Origin of the sequence: Citrobacter sp. Cb031 (assembly GCF_030336725.1) — a bacterium.
GTDB classification, from domain to species: Bacteria; Pseudomonadota; Gammaproteobacteria; order Enterobacterales; family Enterobacteriaceae; genus Citrobacter; species Citrobacter braakii.
Window position 1 is genome coordinate 102937 of sequence record NZ_JAOWDA010000026.1, and the last position, 21202, is coordinate 124138.

Below are 21202 nucleotides of genomic sequence, written 5' to 3' on the forward strand. Positions count from 1 at the left end.
GGGTGATGAAAAAGGATCAGGTTCGTTTTTCCCAGCGTTTGCTAAGTGGCATGTTGAGTTTCCTGTTGGCTACCCAACCACTGCTCCCAGCGATGGCCGCCGCCATCACGCCTGAAGGCAATACGCAGATGGATAAAGCCGCCAATGGTGTTCCGGTGGTGAATATTGCCACGCCGAACCAGTCCGGGATTTCACACAATAAATATAACGACTACAACGTGGGAAAAGAGGGGCTGATCCTCAACAACGCGACCGGGCAATTTACCCAGACCCAGCTCGGCGGCATCATCCAGAATAACCCGAACCTGCAACCGGGAAAGGAAGCTTCAGGGATCATCAACGAAGTTACCGGCGCTAACCGTTCGCAGCTTCAGGGCTATACCGAAGTCGCGGGGAAAGCTGCCAACGTCATGGTTGCCAACCCCTATGGCATTACCTGTAATGGTTGTGGATTTATCAACACGCCTAACGCCACGCTGACCACCGGTAAACCCGTGTTGGATGCCAACGGCAACCTACAGTCGCTGGATGTAAGCAAGGGCAGCATTACCATAGAAGGTAAGGGGCTGGATGGTAGTCAGAGCGATGCGGTGTCGATTATTGCCCGTGCCACGGAAATTAATGCTGCGCTGCACGCCAAGGATCTGACGGTTATCGCCGGCGCGAATCGCGTGGCGGTGAATGGCCAGGTGAGCCCGCTGAATGGCGAAGGGGAAGCACCGAAAATTGCGGTAGACACCGGTGCGTTAGGCGGCATGTATGCTAATCGAATTCATCTGGTCTCCAGCGAGAAAGGGCTGGGGGTCAACCTCGGGAATCTGAATGCCCGTCAGGGTGATATCACCCTCAATGCTAACGGGAAATTAACGATCGGCAACAGTCTGGCAAATGGTGGTCTATCCGCCAGTGGCGAAGGCGTCACGTTGACCGGCAGTCATAAGACCGGAAGCGGGATGGTCATCAACAGCACCGGGGCGTTAGCGTTACAGAATGCAAATCTCTCCAGCGGCGCAGGCGTGCAACTGGGCAGCGATGGCAAGGTGACGATCGAGGGGGGCGGGGTTGCTGCAACTGGCGAGTTGCAGGTGGCTGCTAAACAGGATGTAGCCATTGCGGCAACCACTTTGGTTAGCCAGAAAAACACCTCACTGCGCAGTGACGGTTCGCTGAAAATCACCGACGGCAGCCTGACCAGTAAAGAAAAAATGCATGTTACGGGTACTAATGGGCTGGCGCTGACCCGTTCCACGCTGGGGAGTGATACTGATGTCAGCCTTAACAGTCAAGGCGAACTGTCGGCGCATGGGGGATTGCTCTCAGCAGGTAACGGATTAACGCTGAAGGCACAGCGCATAGCTCTGAATAACGCCAGTCGTGCCGATGCGAAGGGCGCATTAAGCCTGACCGGTAGCGACATGAACAACCAGGGACAGGTCAATGCGGGAGGCGCGTTGTCCCTTTCTGGTGGGCACCTCGTTAATGGTGGTCAACTGGCTGCAAATGGCAGTCTTGATGTTTCTGTCAGCAGCCTTAACAACGCAGGTCTGATGCAGGGTAACAGCGTATCGGTCAACAGCGGGGCGCTGGATAATATGGGTACGCTGGCGAGCGGCGGCCAGCTTTCAGTACAAACGGTAGCGCTGAACCAGCAGGGGATCCTGAGCGCGAAAAACGATGCGGATATCCGGGCTGATGCCACGCTGAGTAATGGTGGAAAGTTGCTCTCTGATGGCACATTAACGGTGCAGGCCGCGACAGTTGAACAACATGGCGTCCTCTCTGGCAACCAGGGAGTAACGGTCAATGCTGAAAACCTCACCGCCGCGAAAGATTCGCTGATCGCCGGGCAACAGGACATACAGTTAAACGTTACGCAAAACCTTAACCTGAACGGTCAGATTAATGCCGCTGGTGCGCTTAATGTCGGCGCAAAGCAGTTGACTACTGGCAAAGACGGTCATTTGCAGAGCGGTCTGGACCTTGCGATTACGGGCAACAACGTGACGCTGAACGGCGTACAGGCGGCAAAAGGTTCGTTGGATGTGACGGCTGACAGGCTCAGTCATGGCGGGAAATCCACTGGGGAACGCGTCGGTTTCAGCGCGCAGCAGTCAGTTGATAACCATGGAGATCTGCTGGCCGATACTCTGGCGCTCAGTGGGACAACGCTGACCCATAGCGGTAGCGCCAGCGCCGAACGCATCTCGATTATTGCATCTGATGGACTCGCCAGCAGCGGCTCTCTGATCGCCGACACGTTAACTCTCCAGAGTCAGCATGTCGTGAACAGCGGTCTGATGCAGGGCAACACCGCGCTGAACCTGCATACCGACAGACTGGAAAACCTCAGCGGCGGCTCACTCTACAGCAAAGCATCTCTAGCGCTGGATATACCGTATCTGGCTAACCATGGGTTGATTACAACCGACGGTTCATTGCACCTCAACGGTCGCCAGTTGGTTAACGGCGGAGAAATTAACGGCGTTAATCTGCAAAGTGAATATGCGACGATAAAAAACGAAGCCGCGGGACGCCTGCTGGCTGACACGTCATTATCTGTTCACGGACAGCAGACAGATAACCTCGGACTCATGGCCGCCGATACGCTCGCACTGAACAGTCAGGACGTGAATAACGAAGGTAATGTGTTGTCGGTGGGTGAATTAAGTCTTAAGAATCAGACTCTCCACAACACTGGCTTGCTGCAGGGCGGTACGCTGAATCTGGAAGCAAATACGTGGCAAAATAGCGGTAATGCGTTGGGAGAAACGGGGGTAACGGCAACAGTACACGACGCGTTCACTAACCAGGGAAAAGTACTCAGTCAACAAGGTATGACCGTGCATGCCGCCAGCGTGAATAACAGCGGAATGCTGGCAGCGAAGGTGCTGGCATTACACGGCGATCTCAGCAACAGTGGGATCCTGCAGGGGAATCAGGCGCTCGCCTGGGATGGGAATCGCTTTACAAACCTTGCTGGTGGGCAGGTGACCAGCGGTGAAGATCTACAGCTCAGCGGAAAGCGTTTTGAAAATGATGGCCAACTAGAGGGCCGTACCGCGGCGATTAGACTGGATAACCTGCGCAATAGCGGCAGCGTTCAGGCACTGGACAGTCTGAAGATTAAGGCTAACGGGCGACTGGATAATCAGGGATCGCTGCGCAGTCTCAACCTGTTTGAGTTGGCTGCGGCACAGTTGTTTAACGACGAAATGATTGCTGCAAAATCCCTGAGCATTTCCGCACCGGAGCTGGTGAATAACGGCATTGTGCAGGGTAATTCGGCGCTACAACTCACCACCCGCAATCTGTTCAATGGTCAGCAGGGACAACTGGTTAGCGGCGCGGGGTTGGATTTAGGCCTCGACACGCTGGAAAACCACGGTCTGCTGCTGACGAATACCGACTTCACACTGCGCGGCAGCACATTAATTAACGCAGGTGATATTCAGGCCGATTCCCTGAACCTGACGCTGGCGAACTCGGTTGAAAACCAGGGGAGTATGGTGGCGAAACAGGGGGCGTCGATGAATACTGCATCCCTGGATAACCGCGGTACGCTGGCGGCGAAAAGTGTCACTCTGGATGGAAAATCAATCCGTAACAGCGGTCTGGTACAGAGCAACGACAATACCTCGGTTTCTGCGAATACCTTCATCACGGATACCGCAGGTAAATGGCTGGCCGGTAATGCGCTGCTGGTGCATTCCGGTGCGATGGAAAACGCCGGCGTACTGCAAGGCGATACCCTGACATTCACTGCCGACTCGCTGAATAACAGCGGCGTGTTTAACGGTTTGCATGGCCTGGAAGGCAAGCTGTCCGGGCGACTTACCAACCCCGGACACATTCAAAGTGGCGGCGCACTGACGCTTACGGCTGATGATATCAACAGCGCCGGGCGTATTACCGGTGACAGGCTGACACTTGCAGCCTCGACGTTAAACAATACAGGCCTGTGGCAGGGGACGAATGGGCTTACGCTGGCTGGCGATGTGCTCACGACGGGCATAACGTCCCGTACGCTGAGCGGCGGCGCGTTGAGCGTCAATGCCGGCACTATCACGACGCAGGGAACGCTGCAGGGGCAGCAACTTACGCTGACCGCAGATGACTGGCTGCACAAAGGATCGCTGATAAGCCTGGGTAATCTGACGGCTGATGTAAACAACGGCCTTACTACATCAGGCGAAGTGATGAGTCATGGCGGAATGTCACTGACCGCGCAGCAGCTTGATAACAGCGGCAAGCTGCTCAGCGAAAGCGACGTAACGCTAGACGGCGTGCAGCTTAATAACAGTGGCACGGTACAGGGAAATACCCTGACCCTGCAGCAAAACCGGATCCACAATCAGGGTACGCTGACCGGTCTGCAAAGCCTGACGCTAGAGGCTCGTCAGCGTCTGATGGCGCGCATGGCGATGGCTTCACCGCAACAGAAATTGATTAACGCAGCAGGTGGTTCACTGCTGACGCAGGGGACGCTGAAACTCTCTTCTGGCGAGGTGACGAATAACGGCGTGTGGCAAGGGCAGTCTGTTCTGCTCAATGCGCAAACGCTGACAAACAACGGGGCAATACAAAGCGCCGACGCTCTGCAGCTTACGCTCGCAAATAACCTGACGTCTGCGGCGGGCAGCAAAATTACTGCCCTTGGTAACGCGACGCTACAGGCGCTTTCTCTGGCTAACGCCGGGCAATGGACGGCGAAAAATCTTACGCTGAAGGGGACAACCCTTGATAACAGTGCGGCGATTAGCGGCGTAAATGCGTTTACGCTTGCCATGAACGGCGCGGTCAGGCAGCAGAAAGCGGGCAGTATGCTGAGCGGGGGCGCGTTGGATCTGACTGCGGCGTCAGTCACCAATGAGGGCAAAATTCAGGGGGCGACGCTGGGCATGACGACCGGCGCATTGACCAACAGCGGACGACTGCAAGGGGATAATGGCGCAACGCTGTCGCTGAGCGGTGATTTGATAAACCAGGCTTCCGGGGAGATTGTCAGCCGCCAGGGGCTGACGCTTTCTACGCCAGTGCTGTCCAACTACGGTTTAATGCAGGGCGGTGGAGAGACCCATCTTAACGCCACAACTCGCGCACTCAATGACGGCAAACTGCTTTCTGGCGCGGGAATGAAGCTGACCACGCCGCAGTATTCCGGCGCAGGCTGGTTACAGGCGGCAAACCTCATTCTGAATGCAGCAACGGCCACCAATAGCGGGAACTGGCTGGCTGACAGCGCCACGCTTGCAGGGACCAGTTTTACCAACCTGGGAACCGCGCAGGCCGGTCAACTGGCGGTGAAATACACGCAACTAACAAATAACGGTACGCTGTTGGGCACCTCGCAACTGAGTGTTAATGCCAGCCAGATTAATCAGAATGCGGCAGGGAAACTGTTCAGCGGCGGCGATCTGTCCGTTGAAAGTCACGGGCTGGGTACGTTGGGGCAGGTGGTTGCGCTGGGTAATCTGACGCTGAAACTGGTGAATGACTTTACTGTGCAAAGCGCTTTTGCCGCGGGTAAAACGCTGACCATTACCAGTGATGGCGCTATCGACAACCGTAGCGTGCTTCAGGGGCAATCGCTCAACCTGACGGCGGGCGGACAGCTCAGCAATAATGGACAAATCACCACTGGCAACGGCGCCAGTTATCTCAGCGGCGACAGCGTAGCGCTCAATACCGCCGGAACGTTACAGGGCGGCGGCGATATTACGCTGACCAGTCGCGGTAATATTTCAGTCTCTGGTTTCACCGGAACGCGTGGCTCTCTGACGCTCAATGCACCGGGTGCCATCGTCAATACGGCGCTGTTGTACGCGGCAAATAATCTGGCGCTATATGCTAACACCATTACCAACCAGCGCGGCGATATCCTCGCGGGAAACAATCTGTGGATGCAGCGAGATGCGGCGGGAAATGCCAACAGTGAAGTGGTCAACACCTCTGGTAATATCGAAACCCAGAACGGTGATATCACCATCAAAACCGGGCATCTGCTGAATCAGCGGGATGGGCTGGTGGTAAGTAACGGCAAAATTGAAGATCTAACACAACAGTATGCCTGGCTGAATGAGAGTTTTGCAGATATTCCTCTTTCTGAGCTAAAACTGGGAACTGACTATGGTTACATTGTTAACCGATCCTGCAGCGGTGGAGGGAGTCCGGGGCACGGCGCGAGTCCTGATTGTTACGACATAGCTGTTCCTAAGGCGATGAAAAACAGTCCGACGAAGGAGATTGCAGTCTCACGCGCAACCCTTTCTGTCTCTGCCAGCGGTGGGGCCGGGCGCATCAGTTCATCTCGTGGAATGGTCCTTCAGGCGGGACATCTGGAAAATAATGCCAGTACGTTGCTGGCTGGCGGGGACATGCACCTTTCGGGTACAACCCTGCAAAATCAGTCTTGGACAGACGGTACAGTTACCCGATATCGGACGTATGCTGCTGACCAGCAAGGTAATAAATGGGAAACGCCTGCTGCGTCAGTAAAAGCTGATAGCTATAGAAAGACTCCAATTCATTACATCGCACAAGGGAAGGACCGAGAAGAAGCTTCGGGTGCAACGATTTATCGCTCAGTAATCCAGTCGGGCGGAAAAATTCAGGCAGTTTTTTCACAAGATATTAGCAATACCAGTACCACTCCTAATACGGGGGGAGTGATAAATACCATCGTTACCCCTACCCTCAACACCCTCAGCAACCAAACCATCAGTAATGGGGTGAAAAAGCAGGCGCTGGCAAGCAATGACACGGTAAGTGTCAGCTCTCCACAGTGGAACGATCGACTGCATGACGTATTGCAGAAGATTAACGGCGGCGGCGCGCTGGAGAGCAGCGGCGTATCAGACGCTACGCTCAACCCTGTTTCTACCACGCAGAAAGGTAACGCTAGCCTCGGTCAACTCAATGGCCTGATTAACCCAGGCGAGAAGGGCGTGAATGCCGCTGGGATAAATCAGGGCAAAACGGTGGATACCAGCGCTTATCCGTTGCCTTCCGGAAAGAACGGGTATTTCGTCGTCTCTGACGATCCGAAAAGCCCGTATCTGATCAACGTTAACCCGAAACTGAATGGTCTTGGTCAGCTCGATCCCAGCCTGTTTGGTGATTTGAATGCAATGCTGGGTATCAAACCTGGTGAAGCGCCGCGTGAAACCAATATTGCGTATACCGATCAAAACCAGTTCCTGGGATCGGCCTATATGCTCGATCGTCTCAAACTGAACCCTGAATATGACTACCGTTTCCTCGGTGATGCGGCGTTCGATACCCGCTATGTTAGTAACGCCATGCTGAATAAGACGGGAAGTCGATACATCAACGGCATTGGTTCTGACCTTGACCAGATGCGTTATCTGATGGATAGCGCTGCCAGTACTCAGCAATCGCTGGGACTGAAATTTGGGGTGGCGCTGACGGCAGATCAGATAGCGTCCCTTGAGCACAGCATGCTGTGGTGGGAAGCCGCCACCGTCAACGGTGAGACGGTAATGATACCGAAGCTGTATCTCTCGCCGAAAGATATCACCGTGAACAACGGTAGCGTCATTGCCGGGAATAATGTTCAGCTTACCAGCGGGAATATCACCAACTCCGGCAGTACGCTGTTGGCGAGAAACGACCTCACTCTCGACAGCCAAAACAGTATTAACAACCTTAACAATGGTCTGATGCAGGCCGGGGGCAACCTCGACCTGAGCGCGATTGGTGATATCAATAACGTCAGCTCCGCCATCAGCGGAAAAACGGTGGCGCTGGAAAGCCTGGGCGGCAACATCAATAATCTGACGCTGGCAGAACAGATTGATGTGAGTGCCAGGGACAAATACCGCAATGTGAGCTTTAAAGATACTCTGCTGGGGTCTACGGCATCGATAACCGCGCAGGACGGATTGTCGCTCTCGGCGGGCAAAGATATCACTGTTACTGGCGCGAATCTCTCTGCAGGCGGCTCATTGCTGATGGATGCGTGGGGGGATATTGCGGTAAATGCCAACCAGATTAACGATGCCCGGAGTCGCTCCGGACGCTGGATAACTGAGACTGGTCGGTCGTCAGTAGACTGGCAGGGTAGCGCCATCAGCGCGGGCGGTAACCTCGGTATCAATGCCGGGAATAACCTCAATATCACCGCCAGCGATGTTAAAGCGGGAGGGAATGCTCAGCTAACAGCGGGTAACGATCTCAATCTGAATGCAGCTACCACTCAGCAAAGTAGCCGTAACGGGGGCAGTGAATCGCACAGCACCGGGCTTTCCCGTACTACCGTTTCAGCGGGTGACAATCTGGTGTTGAAAGCGGGTCAGGATATTAATTCCCATGCGGCTGGGCTGGCTGCGGAGAATGATGTCGGTCTGCTGGCCGGGCGAGATGTCAACCTGCTGGCTGAAGCAACGACCGACGGCGACAGCTATCGTGCGAAGAAGAAAACCGTGGTCAATGACGCCGTACGCCAGCAGGGAACGGAAATTGCCAGCGGCGGCGACGCCGTCATTATTGCCGGGCGTGATGTAAACGCACAGGCAGCAGATGTTACGGCACAGGCCGATATCGGCGTAACGGCAGGCCGGGATGTGAATCTCACGACCGCCACAGAGAGCGATTATCACTACCAGGAAACCACGAAAACCAAAAAAGGATTCCTTAGTAAAAAGACTACCCATACGATTGAAGAAGACAGCGCTACGCGGGAAAAAGGCGCGCTGCTGAGTGGGAACAATGTAACTGTCACCGCCGGGAATAACATTTTGGTACAGGGCTCAGCCGTTGCCGGTGACGGCAATGTGGCGCTGGGGGCTGGCAACAATGTGGATATTGTTGCCGCCACCAATACCGATACCTCATGGCGCTTTAAAGAGACTAAAAAGAGCGGCCTGATGGGGTCAGGCGGGATCGGCTTCACCATCGGTAGCAGCAAAACCACGCACGATCTGCGCGAAAAAGGCACCACCCAAAGCGAGAGCTTCAGTACTGTCGGCTCAACGGCGGGCAACGTCAGTATCACCGCAGGCCAGCAGGCACATATCGGCGGCGCGGATATCATCGCCCAGAAAGATATTGCTGTTCGCGGCGACAGCGTACTTATTGAACCGGGTCATGACAAACGCACACGTGATGAGAAGTTTGAGCAGAAAACCAGCGGACTGACGGTGGCGCTGTCGGGGGCTGCGGGCAGTGCGGTGAACAGCGCGGTTTCAGCAGCACAGGGAGCAAAACAAAGCAGCGATTCCCGACTAGCGGCACTGCAGGGTACGCAGGCAGTTCTCTCCGGAGTACAGGCCGGGCAGGCTGTGGCTCTGGATCAGGCGAAAGGGACCGCTAAAGACAATACCAATACGATAGGTGTCAGTGCTTCTCTGGGCTCACAGTCCTCAAAATCGACCTCCCACAGTGAGCAGGATTCAACGACGGGAAGTACTCTGAACGCAGGCAACAGCGTCAATATCACGTCCACAGGAAGCGATATTACTATTGCAGGCAGTGAAGTGAAGGCCGGTAAGGATGTGGTGCTGGATGCCACACGTGACGTGAATCTTATCGCTTCGCAGGATACGCAACTGACGACCGGTAAAAACAGCAGCAGCGGTGGCAGTATTGGCGTGGGTATCGGTGTGGGTTCCGGTGGCGCGGGGATCAGCGTCTCGGCGAACGCCAACAGCAGTAAAGGGCGTGAGAAAGGCAACGGCACCTGGCAGAATGAAACCACGGTGGATGCGGGTAATCAGGTCACGATAAACAGCGGGCGGGACACTACGCTTGCTGGTGCGCAGGTCAACGGCAATCAAGTGACGGCAGATGTAGGCCGCGATCTGACGATTACCAGTACGCAGGACAGCGACCACTACGATAGCAAACAGAACAGCGTGAGCGGAGGAGTGGGATATACCTTCGGCGCGGGGACGGCTTCTGCGAGTATCAATGCCAGCCGCGACAGGATGAAGAGCGACTATGACTCGGTGCAGGAGCAGAGCGGGATATTCGCGGGAGACGGTGGCTTTGATATCACCGTGGGCAAGCACACCCAACTGGATGGCGCGGTCATTGCTTCTACCGGTTCAGTGGATAAAAACAGTCTGGATACGGGCACGCTGGGCTTTGGCGATATCCACAATCAGGCAGATTACAAAGTGGAGCACCAGGGGGGAGGGATCAGTACGGGAGGCAGTATTGGTCAACAGTTCGCGGGTAATCTGGCGAACGCCCTGATTGCCGGAGGTGGCAGCAGCGGGCATGCGGAAGGAACAACGCAGGCGGCGGTGAGTGAGGGGACGTTAACTGTTCGCGACACGGAAAACCAGAAGCAGGATGTCGCCGGTCTGAGCCGGGATGCGGAGCATGCAAACGGCAGCATCAGTCCTATTTTTGACAAGGAAAAAGAGCAGAGACGTCTGCAAGAAGTGCAACTGATAGCCCAGATAGGTAACCAGGCGGCGGATATCGCGCGGACGCAAGGTGAGATAAATGGCCTGAACGCGGGTAAAAAAGCACTGGCAAAGGAAGGCATTCCTGAGCCGGATGTGAACGCCAGTGATGAAGAAAAAGCAAGATACCAGACGCAACTACGGAACTCAGCGGCATATAAAACCGAGCAGACGAAATACGGTACGGGCAGTGACGTGCAGCGGGGTATTCAGGCTGCAGTAGGCGCTCTGCAAGGGCTGGCTGGCGGTAATATTGGCGCGGCGCTGGCGGGGGCATCGGCACCGGAGCTTGCCAATATCATAGGCCATAAGGCGGGCCTCAGCGAGGATGATATCGCGGCTAAAGCCATCGCGCATGCGATACTGGGTGGTGCTGCGGCGGCTATGCAGGGGAACAATGTAGCAGCCGGAGCGGCTGGCGCAGCGGCAGGAGAGCTTGCTGCTAATGCGATACTGAAAACGATGTATCCGGGCAAGCGCGTCAGCGAACTGGATGAAAGTGACAGGCAGTTAGTCAGCAATCTTGCGACTATTGCATCCGGGCTGGCAGGTAATCTGGCCGGGGGGGATTCGAAAAGCACGACAACAGGGGCGCAGTCTGGTAAAAATTCAGTTGAGAATAATTTACTCGGTGGTAGTGAAGATGCTCAGGCTGCATGGATACGTCAGCATGGGCTCGATATGGCGAGCTGTTCTGATAATCCTGATGGAGCCGCATGCCATAAGGCTAAAAATGAACGGGATGCGGTAGGACTTGCTCTGGCAACAGGTACAGTGGCTCTGCTTCCTGGTGGTGCTCAGGCTATGTGGGGACTGGGAGCAAGTGCGAATGCCGGTATCAGTTATCTGGCTGATGGTACTATAGACCCTGCAAACGCAGCCATTGCTGGTTGGGTGAATGTATTCAGTATGGGGAATGGCCTGGCAGGTACAGTCGGCTGGAATGCCGCAGGTGGTGCGCTGGGTAACTGGATTGACAACAAAGACCCGCTGTCGGGGGCGCTAATCAATGGGGCCGGTTCGGGTATTGGCTATGGCATCGGTAAAGGGGTCTCATGGGGCGTTAATTCTGGTGTTAACTGGTGGAAAGGTGGTTGGGATCCTAAGTTTAATCCTGCTCTGAGGCAGTTTACTGAAGTGAAAGGAGAGCTTGGGCTTTCAAAAGAAATGACACCTAGCTATTTTCCAGGTATAGCTGGCGATATCGGTGGTAGCGTGGGATCTGAACTTAGCGGGAAGTATATAGAGCAGAAATCCTCTCAGGAGGATCGCAAAAAATGAGAAAGCAAAATAAGTTTCTGCACCTGCCTCTTTTTATCGCATTAAGTATTGTGTCCATTTTTTTGACATCAATTACTTTATACGTAGCAGGGGAGTTGTTGTTCTTCTTTTTCAAAGGGATACCAATTAATTTCACTATGGAAAATATATTGCTACTCTGTAAGATTAGTCTCAGTGTCGGAAGCTTTGTCGGTGGTGGGATGTGGATAGCTCGGTTATTGAAATTAAAAGGATTCTAAGTTGTTGTTGAGAATAACTTCCTCAGCGTATCGGATAAGACAGAGCTTGAAATAGCTAAACAGAAGCTCAACAGCAAAGATCAGGCTGTACGTGAAAAAGCGCAGCAAACCATTAATGATCTGTGCGAAAAAGACATCACCAGCGATCAGAAGGTCATCAGTGCCTGCGGCAATGGCAATGCAGCCAGTTCAGCCTGCGCCACTGCCAGGCTGGATGTGATTAAAGCAAGAGGAGAGTACGAAAATACCGGGAACTATAATTCAAAGGCCAGCCAGCAGTACGCAGATGCTTATGGCCAGATAGTTAACCTGCTCGATATCACCGGTGTTGATGCGCAAAATCAGCAGCAGGTGAAAGACGCCATGATTAACTACTTCATGGTCACCAAAGGGGTGGATCGTCAGACCGCAGAAAGCTACACCGAAACAAAGCAGGGCCTGGAGATTATTGCGGCTTCGGTAACACCAATTTTGGGTTCTGCTGCAGCAAAACAATTAAGTAAAATAGTTGATGCTAGTCTTAAGGTCGTGGCGAAAGGTAATGTTGATGGAGCTAAGTTCACTGATACTAATCAGGGGGCAAGGCCTTCCAACTTAGCAGATGTGAATAAGCCAACACTCATTGATGGACGAATCCAAGCTAAAATAGATAAGCAAAACAAGCCTCTTCCTAATGGCAATATGGCTACAGCTCATGCTGAAGTAGGTGTTATACAGCAAGCTTTTGAAAAGGGTATGTCTCAAGGGCGTGAGATGACAATGAGTGTATCTAAAGAGCCTGTATGTGGTTATTGCCGCGGTGATATAGCAGCTATGGCTGATAAAGCGGGGCTAAAATCTTTAACAATTTATGAAGAGGCTACAGGTTCTGTCCTCTACTGGCAGCCTGGCATGAAATCTCTCAAGGTTAGGGATTAAAATGAAATTTAAAATGAGTTGGACACTGGACGAAACAGGTGGCAATAAACAGATCTCAAATTGGGATATGGTATTAAATCAGTTTAAACAAATTCAGGGGAAAAAAGGAACCCTTACTCTTGATATACTGAACAGTGGCGATGATAGCGCTGAAATGCTTCAGGTCAGAACGGAGAATGATTATTACTTGATAACATTAGGTGAAATTGTCGAAGATGAATACCAAGTAAGAACGTACTGGGATTCATCTAAACCTGATATAGGAATGGTGATTCTTGGAGATTACTGGCCGGAATCTCAGCTTACAAAAGACTGTGAACTTATTGTAAAAATCTTAAAAGAGTTTTTTGATACTGGCAACGTATCAAAAGAACTTCTTAATTGAAATATAAATCCAAGACTTCAGCATCCTAAGTGGTACTGTAGTTTGCTTATATGATGGTGGCGCGATAAACCTTGTGTCACGGCAGGGCGGTAGCGTCTGTGGCCCCAAAAACGCTTAACAGCGCAAAAATCCTAGGCATAAAGTACAACAGGAAAAAGCAGTTGTAACCCACGGAAAGTACAGGGGAAAAGTGGTTACGGCGGCTGAGTTCGCACCGGAGCGAGTTGTTGTGGAGAATAACTCGCTGAGCAAGGATAAGCCCGGTATCTTTGATATCAATCCAATGCTGAAAATCGGGATTGAAGGGGCTGATGGCGAGCTACTGCCCGGCGGTGGTGGGATTGGTAAAGGGAAAACATCAATTAACAAGGGCCAGCAGAATAAGCATATTCCTGGTACGAATGAGTATAAAATTGCGTCTGAAGCAGGGTTGAATAAGAGTACTCTTTCCGTTTCCGCAGATTCATTGCTTTCCAAATTAGGGACTGGTCAACAAGTAGGTAATGCTCCCGTTGGAACGCCAGGCTCGAAGGAACGCATAAATTATGGACAGCCTATTGGAAATTATATAGATCCCCAAACAGGCGTCTCCACACCAACAACAAATGGTATCGTGCACTATGGAAAAAATGGCGTCCACATTGTTCCAGCGAGGCCATCAGAAAAATGAAGGGAAATGTGATGATTTCTTCTGATTTAAATTCGTATGTAAGGCTCTCATTGCAAAGGGCTTTGTTAGGGAATGTAACTTCAAATATTCGAGCTGTTACTGTTGAATTAAAAAATAAAAATATAAGTTTGCATTTTTATTTCGATGGCGAGCCAGATGACAGCGATCAAGAATCGGTGTCAGTGGTCGAAGCTGAAGTGATCGCTGATTTTGATGAGGATTTTGCTATAGAAGCGATTGCTATGAGGCTTGATTATCCTCAACCCATTAAAAATTTCAATGGATTTTTGGTCTATTTAAGAAAGGAATAGTTCAAACGTGCGTCAGGGAAAAATGTTGCTCGCGTTAAAGTTCGTCAGCAAAAACAGGCTGTAACCTGCTGACAGAACAGGAAAAATGCTCGTTCGTTCTCGATAGTCGTATCGGAACGAGTTGTTGTTGAGAATAATTTACTCGGTGGTAGTGAAGATGCTCAGGCTGCATGGATACGTCAGCATGGCATTGACATGGCAACCTGTGATACAGCACCCTCCTCAGACAGTTGTAAGAAAGCAAAGAATGAACGCGATGCGGTAGGATTTGCGCTGGCGACAGGCAGTGTAGCCCTCTTACCTGGCGGCGCTCAGGCTATGTGGGGATTGGGTGCGGGAGCCAATGCAGGGATCAGCTATCTCGCAGATGGTTCAATTGACCCGGCTAGTGCAGCGATTGCTGGCTGGACAAACGTGTTCAGTATGGGAAGTGGTCTGGGTGGCACAGTAGCCTGGAATGCGGCAGGAGGTGCGCTTGGTAACTGGGTTGATGATAAAGATCCACTGTCTGGTGCGTTAATCAATGGAGCAGGTTCTTTTGTTGGTTATGGCATTGGTCAAGGGTTGTCCAAGGGGATTAATGTCGGAGTAAACTGGTGGAAAGGAGGCTGGGATCCGAAGTTTAATGCAGACCTGAGACAATTTACTGAAGTGAAAGGGGATTATGACCTTTCAAAAGAAATGAAACCAAGCAATGTCCCCAGCTCAATTGGTGACATTGGTGGTAGTATCACTTCAGAAGCTGGAGGTAAGTATACAGAGTACAAAATGAAGCAGGAAGGTGGTGGCAAATGAAAGCTCTAAAATTCATTCTTCCTCTGGTTTTTTTTATTGTATTCAGCATGGTTTCAATTTTTCTAACAGGGGTGGTTTTATATGTATGCGGGGAATTTTTTTTCTTTTTTTATAAAGGAATACCTGTGTCTTTTTCATCGAACATTGTTTTATTTTTAGGTAAGATAGGTATATATATTGGTAGCTTTGCAGGTTTAATGTTATGGATTACCAACTTGCTAAAGAAATGATTAATTGTAACTTAAGATAGTTGTTGAGAATAACGCGCTGGGTCCGAACAGCTTCGGAAAAGGCATGGCTGATATGGGGTTATCCCAGCAGTCACTTGCAGCCAGTATGATCCAGAGTGGCGCTACACAGATGAGTTAACAGAAGCACTGATTAAAAACTCACAGGGTCAGATACCTGAAGGGCAGGATGCCGTTAAAGGTCTGTTGACTGCCTGGGGCGAATTCTTTGGGGTTCCGGTCAGTGCGTTGACCGCAAATGGAGAAATGACACCGCAACAAGCTGCGGAAATCCTGGCGAGTGGTGTGCCGACCAGTGAAGCAAAACTGATTCAGTATGTAGCAGCTAAAGCGTTTTTATCTGTTGCGAAAAGCTCCGATCTTGGATTATCACCTGCAAACCAGAAATATGTGGATATCCTTTCGCCGGAAGCGAAACAGCATATTTTATATGGGGATAGCCCTACACAAGGTGGACATCTGTATCCCGGAAATCCAGGAAAAACAGTTTTCCCTCAAAGTTGGTCAGCAGACAAGGTTGTTCATACTGTGGGTGATATAGCTACTTCACCCGATACCAAATGGTTTGCCCAGACCGGAACGGGCGGGACGTATACAAATGCAGGAAGACCAGCAAGATGGGTTGCCTGGGAAGAGCGAGAGGGTGTTAGAGTTCGTGTGGTATACGAGCCAGCTAGTGGGAAAATAGTAACAGCGTTCCCGGATAATAATCCGACTCCTCCAGCTTTAAAGCCAATTAAGAAATAGTGTGGGCGCAATGGATATTAATGACAAAATTAGATCTTTAGGTGAAGGGTTAAAGGATCGGTTGGATCCTTCGCTAGTTGACTTTGCCCTAGATTATATTGGGTTCTCAGAGAACGTATTAGCATTCGAAACGCTATGTGATCACATCGCTGATTATGATGTTGTGATTAGCAAAGATGAATATACACAAGTGCTTAAAATAGCTAATGATCTTGGACTAGAAATAGATAGTAGATATACATATATCAATCCAGAGAAATAACATCCTGATAGCTATGACTAATCCCTGCCTCAGGCCGGGATCTTCTTCTTAACCGTCAGCCCTTAACCGGCTCGATTACCAGTCGTCTCTGTTCCACGCTGACAATGACCGGCGTGTCGGTGCTGAATCCCACTTCTGCCAGCCAGTTACCGTTCAGGCGCAGGCTGGGGCTGCTGGAAAACCAGGTGGCAGTGTAGTTGTGGTGGTAAAAATGCCGGCTACTGACATAGCCGATCTTCATCCGCCGCTGTGCTTTGGAAAAAGATCTTTGGCGTAGAATCGCGTTTACAGGCTCTTTTACAGCAAGAAGACGGTGAGAATAACATCAAAGTTGAGTTTTCACCGAATATTAGGGTGGTAGATTTTGATTGGCTTCAACAAGCATTGTTGGAAGCCAGAAGAGCCTTACTGAATAAGTAATTGCACAGCCCTGGTCGCTTCGGGAGCGTGTTTCTACAACCTAAAACCTCGCTCTTCACCCCGCTACTGTGCGGCGTTGGGAGGATTACGTAATGGGCTGAAAAAAGCGCGTCGGGGCAAAAAGTAACGGCCAGCGAAACGCCTCATCAAAAAACGGATGTAACTGACTGATAGGACAGGGAAAAATCGTGTTCGCCGTCAGACTGTACACCGGAGCGAGTTGTTGTTGAGAATAATTTACTGAGCAGTACCTCCTCGGAAAAACGTGATGCTTTGGCAGAGAAAGTCTTAAAAGGCGATAAATCCCTGCAAACCGCGAAAGAGTTTTTACAACTTGAGAATGCCGATAAACGTAGCGATGCACTGGTTGCTAAGTTCAATAAAGAACCAGCGGAGTTGAGCACGGCAGAGCGAACCGAGTTGGTAAGTTATTTGAAAATATATGCATCTGACATGCAGGCTAAATATGGTGAGGCAGTAACTAAAGAGCTGATCGCAGGAATGCTGACTGGGCAGGATTATATGAAGTCAGCGCCACAGACAGAGGCGCAGCAGAAAGCACAAACCATCATGAATACATGGGGTTATCATAAATCCAATGCCAGTATTGGAGACCCGGTATTGTTATTTGGCAGCAGTGTCCTTGGCACCACAATAAAAGAAGGTATGGCGGTTAATGCGGCAATCGGTGTGGGCGTGAATACGGGCGTACAACTTAGCGGGAATGATCCTTTCAGCTATGTTGATGCAATTCTCGCCGGTGTGACAGCTGCCGCGACTACAGGTAAAAGTTGGCAGGCATCAGCAGCGATCAATATGGGAGGTGCTGCGATTGGCAGTGCGATTAAAGGGGAAGATCCGACTAACTCTGTGATAAGTACTGGCTTTGGTAGTGCGGCTGGTAGTTTAGGGGGAAAAGTTGTTGATTCATTGTCTCCGGTAACTGATCAAGTGACAAAGGATGTTATTGGTGCAGTTACAGGTTCTACTGCTTCTGAACTTACAGGAAAAGCTGTAAAAGATGAATTAGACAAGCGGGAGAAGAAGCAATGAATCTCTTCAGCAAGGTTGGTACCCTTTGGCTTCTTTTCTTGGTTGTGTACTGTACTGCCTTAATCTCTGTTGTTCTTTTCATATGCCAACTAGGAGTGTCAACAATTTTCTACTTCAAGGATGGGGCATTCCTTTTTTCATGGGAAGAGGCATTATATATCGCATTGAAAAAAGGGAGCATCGCAGGAGTAGTATTAGGTGCTGGAGTATGGTTGAAAAATAAATTGCATGAGCGTCATAGGAAATAATAGTTGTTGAGAATAACTCGCTCAGTGGTGACCGGGCCCGTGAAGCGGCGAAACAGGCCGCTGAATCGCTGAAAAATCAGGTCAGGGAAAAACTGGGTGACGGTACAACCTCTTCCATCGCGAACGGTATTATCAATGCCCTCGCTGATACCGGTGATGCAGCACCAGGCTCAGCGGATTATGTTGCTGATGCGGCCATGGCGCTGGCAGCCTGTGCTGCGGGTGATAGTTACTGCAGCAAGGCCATGAGTGACCTGGCCGGGAAGAATCAGGTGGTGGCGGATACGGTTACTGCGCTGATGAAGAGTGAAACCTGGTCGGCGATAGCGGATACAGTTAAAGACGCTTCATCAGGGAACCAGGTTGCGCTTGAAGCGACAGGTGGTTTGCTGGCTTGCATTATATTGCCAGGTTCGATAGTACCTTGCTCAGTAACTCGAATTGAAACAATATTAAAGTCTGAGAAAAACTGGGAAAGTGCTCGAAATAAGGCGCTAAATATTGTAGGTAATTTAGGTGCTGACTCTACACCTGTAATTGGGTGGTTAGAAGCAAGCGTAGGGAATGGAAAAATAATTGGACGCCAATCGAAGGGATGGACTCGCGGTCTGGCCGCCATCCTGGAGGGGGAGTGGCGGCGAGGATAAATGCTCGATGGCGCTTCGCTTAGCAGGCCTGCAGGGGAATCATTATTTTTTGCTGTTTAATCACCGGAATATCCCCTAAATCATTTAATGCTCCGGGAAAAGACTTTAACTACTTTCCTTCGTTACTACACTATTTAACCTGTGGCTGTTATACCGAGCTGAATAAAACGTCATTTAAATAAGAGTAGATTTATTAAATACGAAGCGGCTCCAGAAAATAGTGTTGATATATGCAACGTATTACAGCCAATAAAACATATCGCGAACCATGAAATAAGAATGCTATCATTCACACCAGACGCGGCAGGCAACTGCTGGCACACGCATTTACCCCGGAGCACCCGATGAACAACGACATTCCGCTAAAATTTTATGATATCGCCGACGAATACGCGACTGAAGCTGCAAAGCCGGTGAGCGATACAGAACGCGACGCACTGGCACTCTACTTCCAGCAGTTGATCACTCGTTTGATGAACAATGAAGAGATCAGCGAAGAAGCGCAGCAGGAGATGGCAACCGAGGCTGGAGTCGACGCACAGCGTATCGATGATATCGCGCAGTTCCTCAATCGTTGGGGGAACGAGTAGCCAAAGACATGGCCTGTGTTTTACACTGCGCGCAAATTGAGTAGGTATACTCTACAAGTAATAGGTTTAATCAGGCGGAAACAGCAATGAACGGAACAATCACAACGTGGTTTAAAGATAAAGGCTTTGGATTTATCAAAGATGAAAACGGCGACAACCGCTATTTTCATGTGATTAAGGTTGCTAATCCTGAGCTGATCAAGAAAGACGCGGCGGTGACCTTTGAGCCTACCACCAACAACAAAGGCTTATCTGCCTACGCGGTAAAAGTCATACCCGACAGCAAATACATCTATATCGCGGGCGAGCGTCTGAAGCTCACGGCGATCAAGTCTTACCTGGTCTACAGCGAAGAAGTCCCTGCTGAGACTCGTATCGACAAAGAAAATGCGGTGCTGTCCGTTGGTGTGCTGATGAACAGCATCCGACCGAAATCAGACGTGAAGCCTGGTGAAATGCGCACGCTGAAAAAGCTGGCCATCACCACCTTCCAGGGCACGACGCTGATCTTCTCGGAAGATGAAATCGATATCGACGAGACGGTGAAACTGCTTAAGGTCTGAAGCCCTTCAGAGTGAATGAAAACCGAAATCCAGCTCTTTTCAGAAGCGGGGTTTCGGTTTTTTTATGCGTATTTTTGTCAGAAGGGAATATCCATTTGAGCCAAATAGCAAATTCCATTCTGTTTTTTTATTTTGATGAGGCACCTGGAATTACCACGTCATCCATCAGTATGTAACGTGCTTCCTGGCGCGTGTATTGATCGATTAACGGCACAAGTCGCCGGAAATGCTCACTGGCACAATGTTCATCGAGAGCCGCGTGGTTTGGCCATTCTTCGATAAAAATAAAATGCCCCGGATCTTTTTCATCAATATAGAGGTCATAAGCAATGCATTGCGGCTCTTTCTTCGTCGCCGATATTAGCTCACGGTACCAAGGGAGAACGGTTTCAATATACTCAGGTTTGATGAAATCTTCGGCAATGACCTTTAACATGCAGCCTCCTGGCAGAAAACGAATGCACACTATGTGATGAAGATATATTTAGGGCAAGACGCCACTGTGTTATATCGGTCGGTGAGTGAGTTATCTCAGCTATTAATCCGATGATCCGCTTAACTGTGATCCATCTCACCTCCCGGCAACCAAAATCTCCTGCGACTCAACGCCATCTTCTATCTGTTTCGCCACCTTTTGTAAGGCCGGAAGATGTTTTTCCGCGGCCTGTTCGATGGTCATGGCGCTGGCCATATACACCAGATTCAGGCAGCCGATCACCCGCTGTTCACTGCGAATGGGGACGGCGATAGAGGCGATTTTCTCCTCCTGATCCCAACCGCGAAAGTTCTGGCCAAAACCGTCTTTACGCGCACGGCTCAAAATGGCGTCGAGCTTCAGCGGTTCGCGCGCCAACTGGAACTCATCTCCCGGTCGTGAAGCCAGCATTTCAATCAGTTCCTGACGTTCATTCTCCGGGCTAAATGCCAGCCAGGTCAGGCCGGATGCGGTTTTCAGCAGCGGCAAACGACGCCCGACCATCGCCCGATGAAACGACAGGCGGCTGAAGCGATGGGTGGTTTCACGCACCACCATCGCGTCCACATCCAGCGTGGAAACGTCGGTCGGCCAGATGACCTCGCGCAGCAAATCCCCCAACAGCGGGGCGGCGAGCGCAGAAATCCACTGCTCGTCACGAAATCCCTCACTGAGCTGACGGACCTTAATGGTTAAGCGAAAGCTGTCATCGGACAGACTGCGCCGGACGTAACCCTCATCCTGCAGGGTTTCCAGTAGTCGCCTGACCGTGGTGCGGTGCAGGCCGCTCAGCTCTGCCAGCAGGCCAACGCTGGCCCCGCCGTCGAGACGATTTAACATATTTAATAACATTAGTCCGCGCGTTAACCCGCGCACGGTTTTGTATTCGGTACCGTCGTCACTTTTCATATTTATTGACA

Annotated in this window: 13 protein-coding genes and 3 pseudogenes; 13 read left to right on the top strand and 3 right to left on the bottom strand. The window is 51.0% G+C overall.

The genetic code is table 11. From position 1 onward, the window contains the following. Window positions 1–5 precede the first annotated feature (5 nt). The 9 genes and pseudogenes from OGV93_RS11815 to OGV93_RS11855 all read left to right on the top strand — a co-directional run bounded on the left by OGV93_RS11815 (window position 6) and on the right by OGV93_RS11855 (window position 16286). On the top strand, window positions 6–11711 hold the full coding sequence (locus OGV93_RS11815; RefSeq protein WP_287109595.1) for a hemagglutinin repeat-containing protein: 11706 nt from the start codon (window positions 6–8) through the stop codon (window positions 11709–11711). 245 nt (window positions 11712–11956) lie between these two features. Continuing rightward, window positions 11957–12868 (top strand): annotated as a pseudogene (locus OGV93_RS11820) (cytidine deaminase-like fold-containing protein); the annotation flags it as partial. Between the two features lie 13 nt (window positions 12869–12881). Then, window positions 12882–13253 carry a DUF6911 family protein gene (locus OGV93_RS11825; RefSeq protein ID WP_225622988.1) on the top strand — a complete coding sequence of 124 codons (372 nt, stop codon included), beginning with the start codon at window positions 12882–12884 and terminating at the stop codon, window positions 13251–13253. Between the two features lie 190 nt (window positions 13254–13443). After that, window positions 13444–13923, top strand: coding sequence for a polymorphic toxin type 50 domain-containing protein (locus OGV93_RS11830; protein WP_200047380.1), 480 nt, complete (start codon window positions 13444–13446; stop codon window positions 13921–13923). Between the two features lie 11 nt (window positions 13924–13934). Further along, a complete protein-coding gene (locus tag OGV93_RS11835; protein ID WP_103765924.1) occupies window positions 13935–14234 on the top strand; it encodes a MafI2 family immunity protein in 300 nt (99 codons plus the stop codon). A 126-nt stretch (window positions 14235–14360) separates the two neighbouring features. After that, window positions 14361–15029, top strand: a pseudogene (locus OGV93_RS11840) (VENN motif pre-toxin domain-containing protein); the annotation flags it as partial. Next, window positions 15026–15259 (top strand): hypothetical protein, encoded by a 234-nt coding sequence (locus tag OGV93_RS11845; protein ID WP_103765925.1) that lies wholly within the window; start codon window positions 15026–15028, stop codon window positions 15257–15259. The pseudogene OGV93_RS11840 and the gene OGV93_RS11845, both read left to right, overlap by 4 nt. Before the next feature lie 264 nt (window positions 15260–15523). Then, window positions 15524–16024 (top strand): EndoU domain-containing protein, encoded by a 501-nt coding sequence (locus OGV93_RS11850; RefSeq protein ID WP_083261481.1) that lies wholly within the window; start codon window positions 15524–15526, stop codon window positions 16022–16024. Window positions 16025–16034: 10 nt separating this feature from the next. After that, on the top strand, window positions 16035–16286 hold the full coding sequence (locus tag OGV93_RS11855) for a MafI family immunity protein (protein WP_059180798.1): 252 nt from the start codon (window positions 16035–16037) through the stop codon (window positions 16284–16286). Window positions 16287–16341: 55 nt separating this feature from the next. Here OGV93_RS11855 and OGV93_RS11860 read toward each other — a convergent pair whose 3' ends face one another. Further along, window positions 16342–16527, bottom strand: a complete 186-nt coding sequence (locus tag OGV93_RS11860; RefSeq protein ID WP_200083782.1) for a SymE family type I addiction module toxin — start codon at window positions 16525–16527, stop codon at window positions 16342–16344. Window positions 16528–16979: 452 nt separating this feature from the next. Here OGV93_RS11860 and OGV93_RS11865 point away from each other — a divergent pair, with 452 nt between their 5' ends. From OGV93_RS11865 to OGV93_RS11880, 4 genes and pseudogenes are all read left to right on the top strand, one after another. After that, window positions 16980–17759, top strand: a complete 780-nt coding sequence (locus OGV93_RS11865) for a hypothetical protein (protein ID WP_047416986.1) — start codon at window positions 16980–16982, stop codon at window positions 17757–17759. Between the two features lie 253 nt (window positions 17760–18012). Continuing rightward, a pseudogene (locus OGV93_RS11870) lies at window positions 18013–18606 on the top strand (hypothetical protein); the annotation flags it as partial. Window positions 18607–18998: 392 nt separating this feature from the next. After that, window positions 18999–19244, top strand: a complete 246-nt coding sequence (locus OGV93_RS11875; RefSeq protein WP_287109596.1) for a YmjA family protein — start codon at window positions 18999–19001, stop codon at window positions 19242–19244. An 86-nt stretch (window positions 19245–19330) separates the two neighbouring features. Continuing rightward, on the top strand, window positions 19331–19807 hold the full coding sequence (locus OGV93_RS11880) for a cold-shock protein (protein ID WP_016151966.1): 477 nt from the start codon (window positions 19331–19333) through the stop codon (window positions 19805–19807). A 127-nt stretch (window positions 19808–19934) separates the two neighbouring features. Here OGV93_RS11880 and OGV93_RS11885 read toward each other — a convergent pair whose 3' ends face one another. Then, the gene (locus OGV93_RS11885; protein ID WP_046275619.1) at window positions 19935–20243 is read right to left on the bottom strand and encodes a putative quinol monooxygenase; all 309 of its coding nucleotides are present in this window, start codon (window positions 20241–20243) and stop codon (window positions 19935–19937) included. A gap of 135 nt (window positions 20244–20378) precedes the next feature. Next, a complete protein-coding gene (locus OGV93_RS11890; RefSeq protein ID WP_046275638.1) occupies window positions 20379–21191 on the bottom strand; it encodes a DNA-binding transcriptional regulator in 813 nt (270 codons plus the stop codon). Window positions 21192–21202 lie beyond the last annotated feature (11 nt).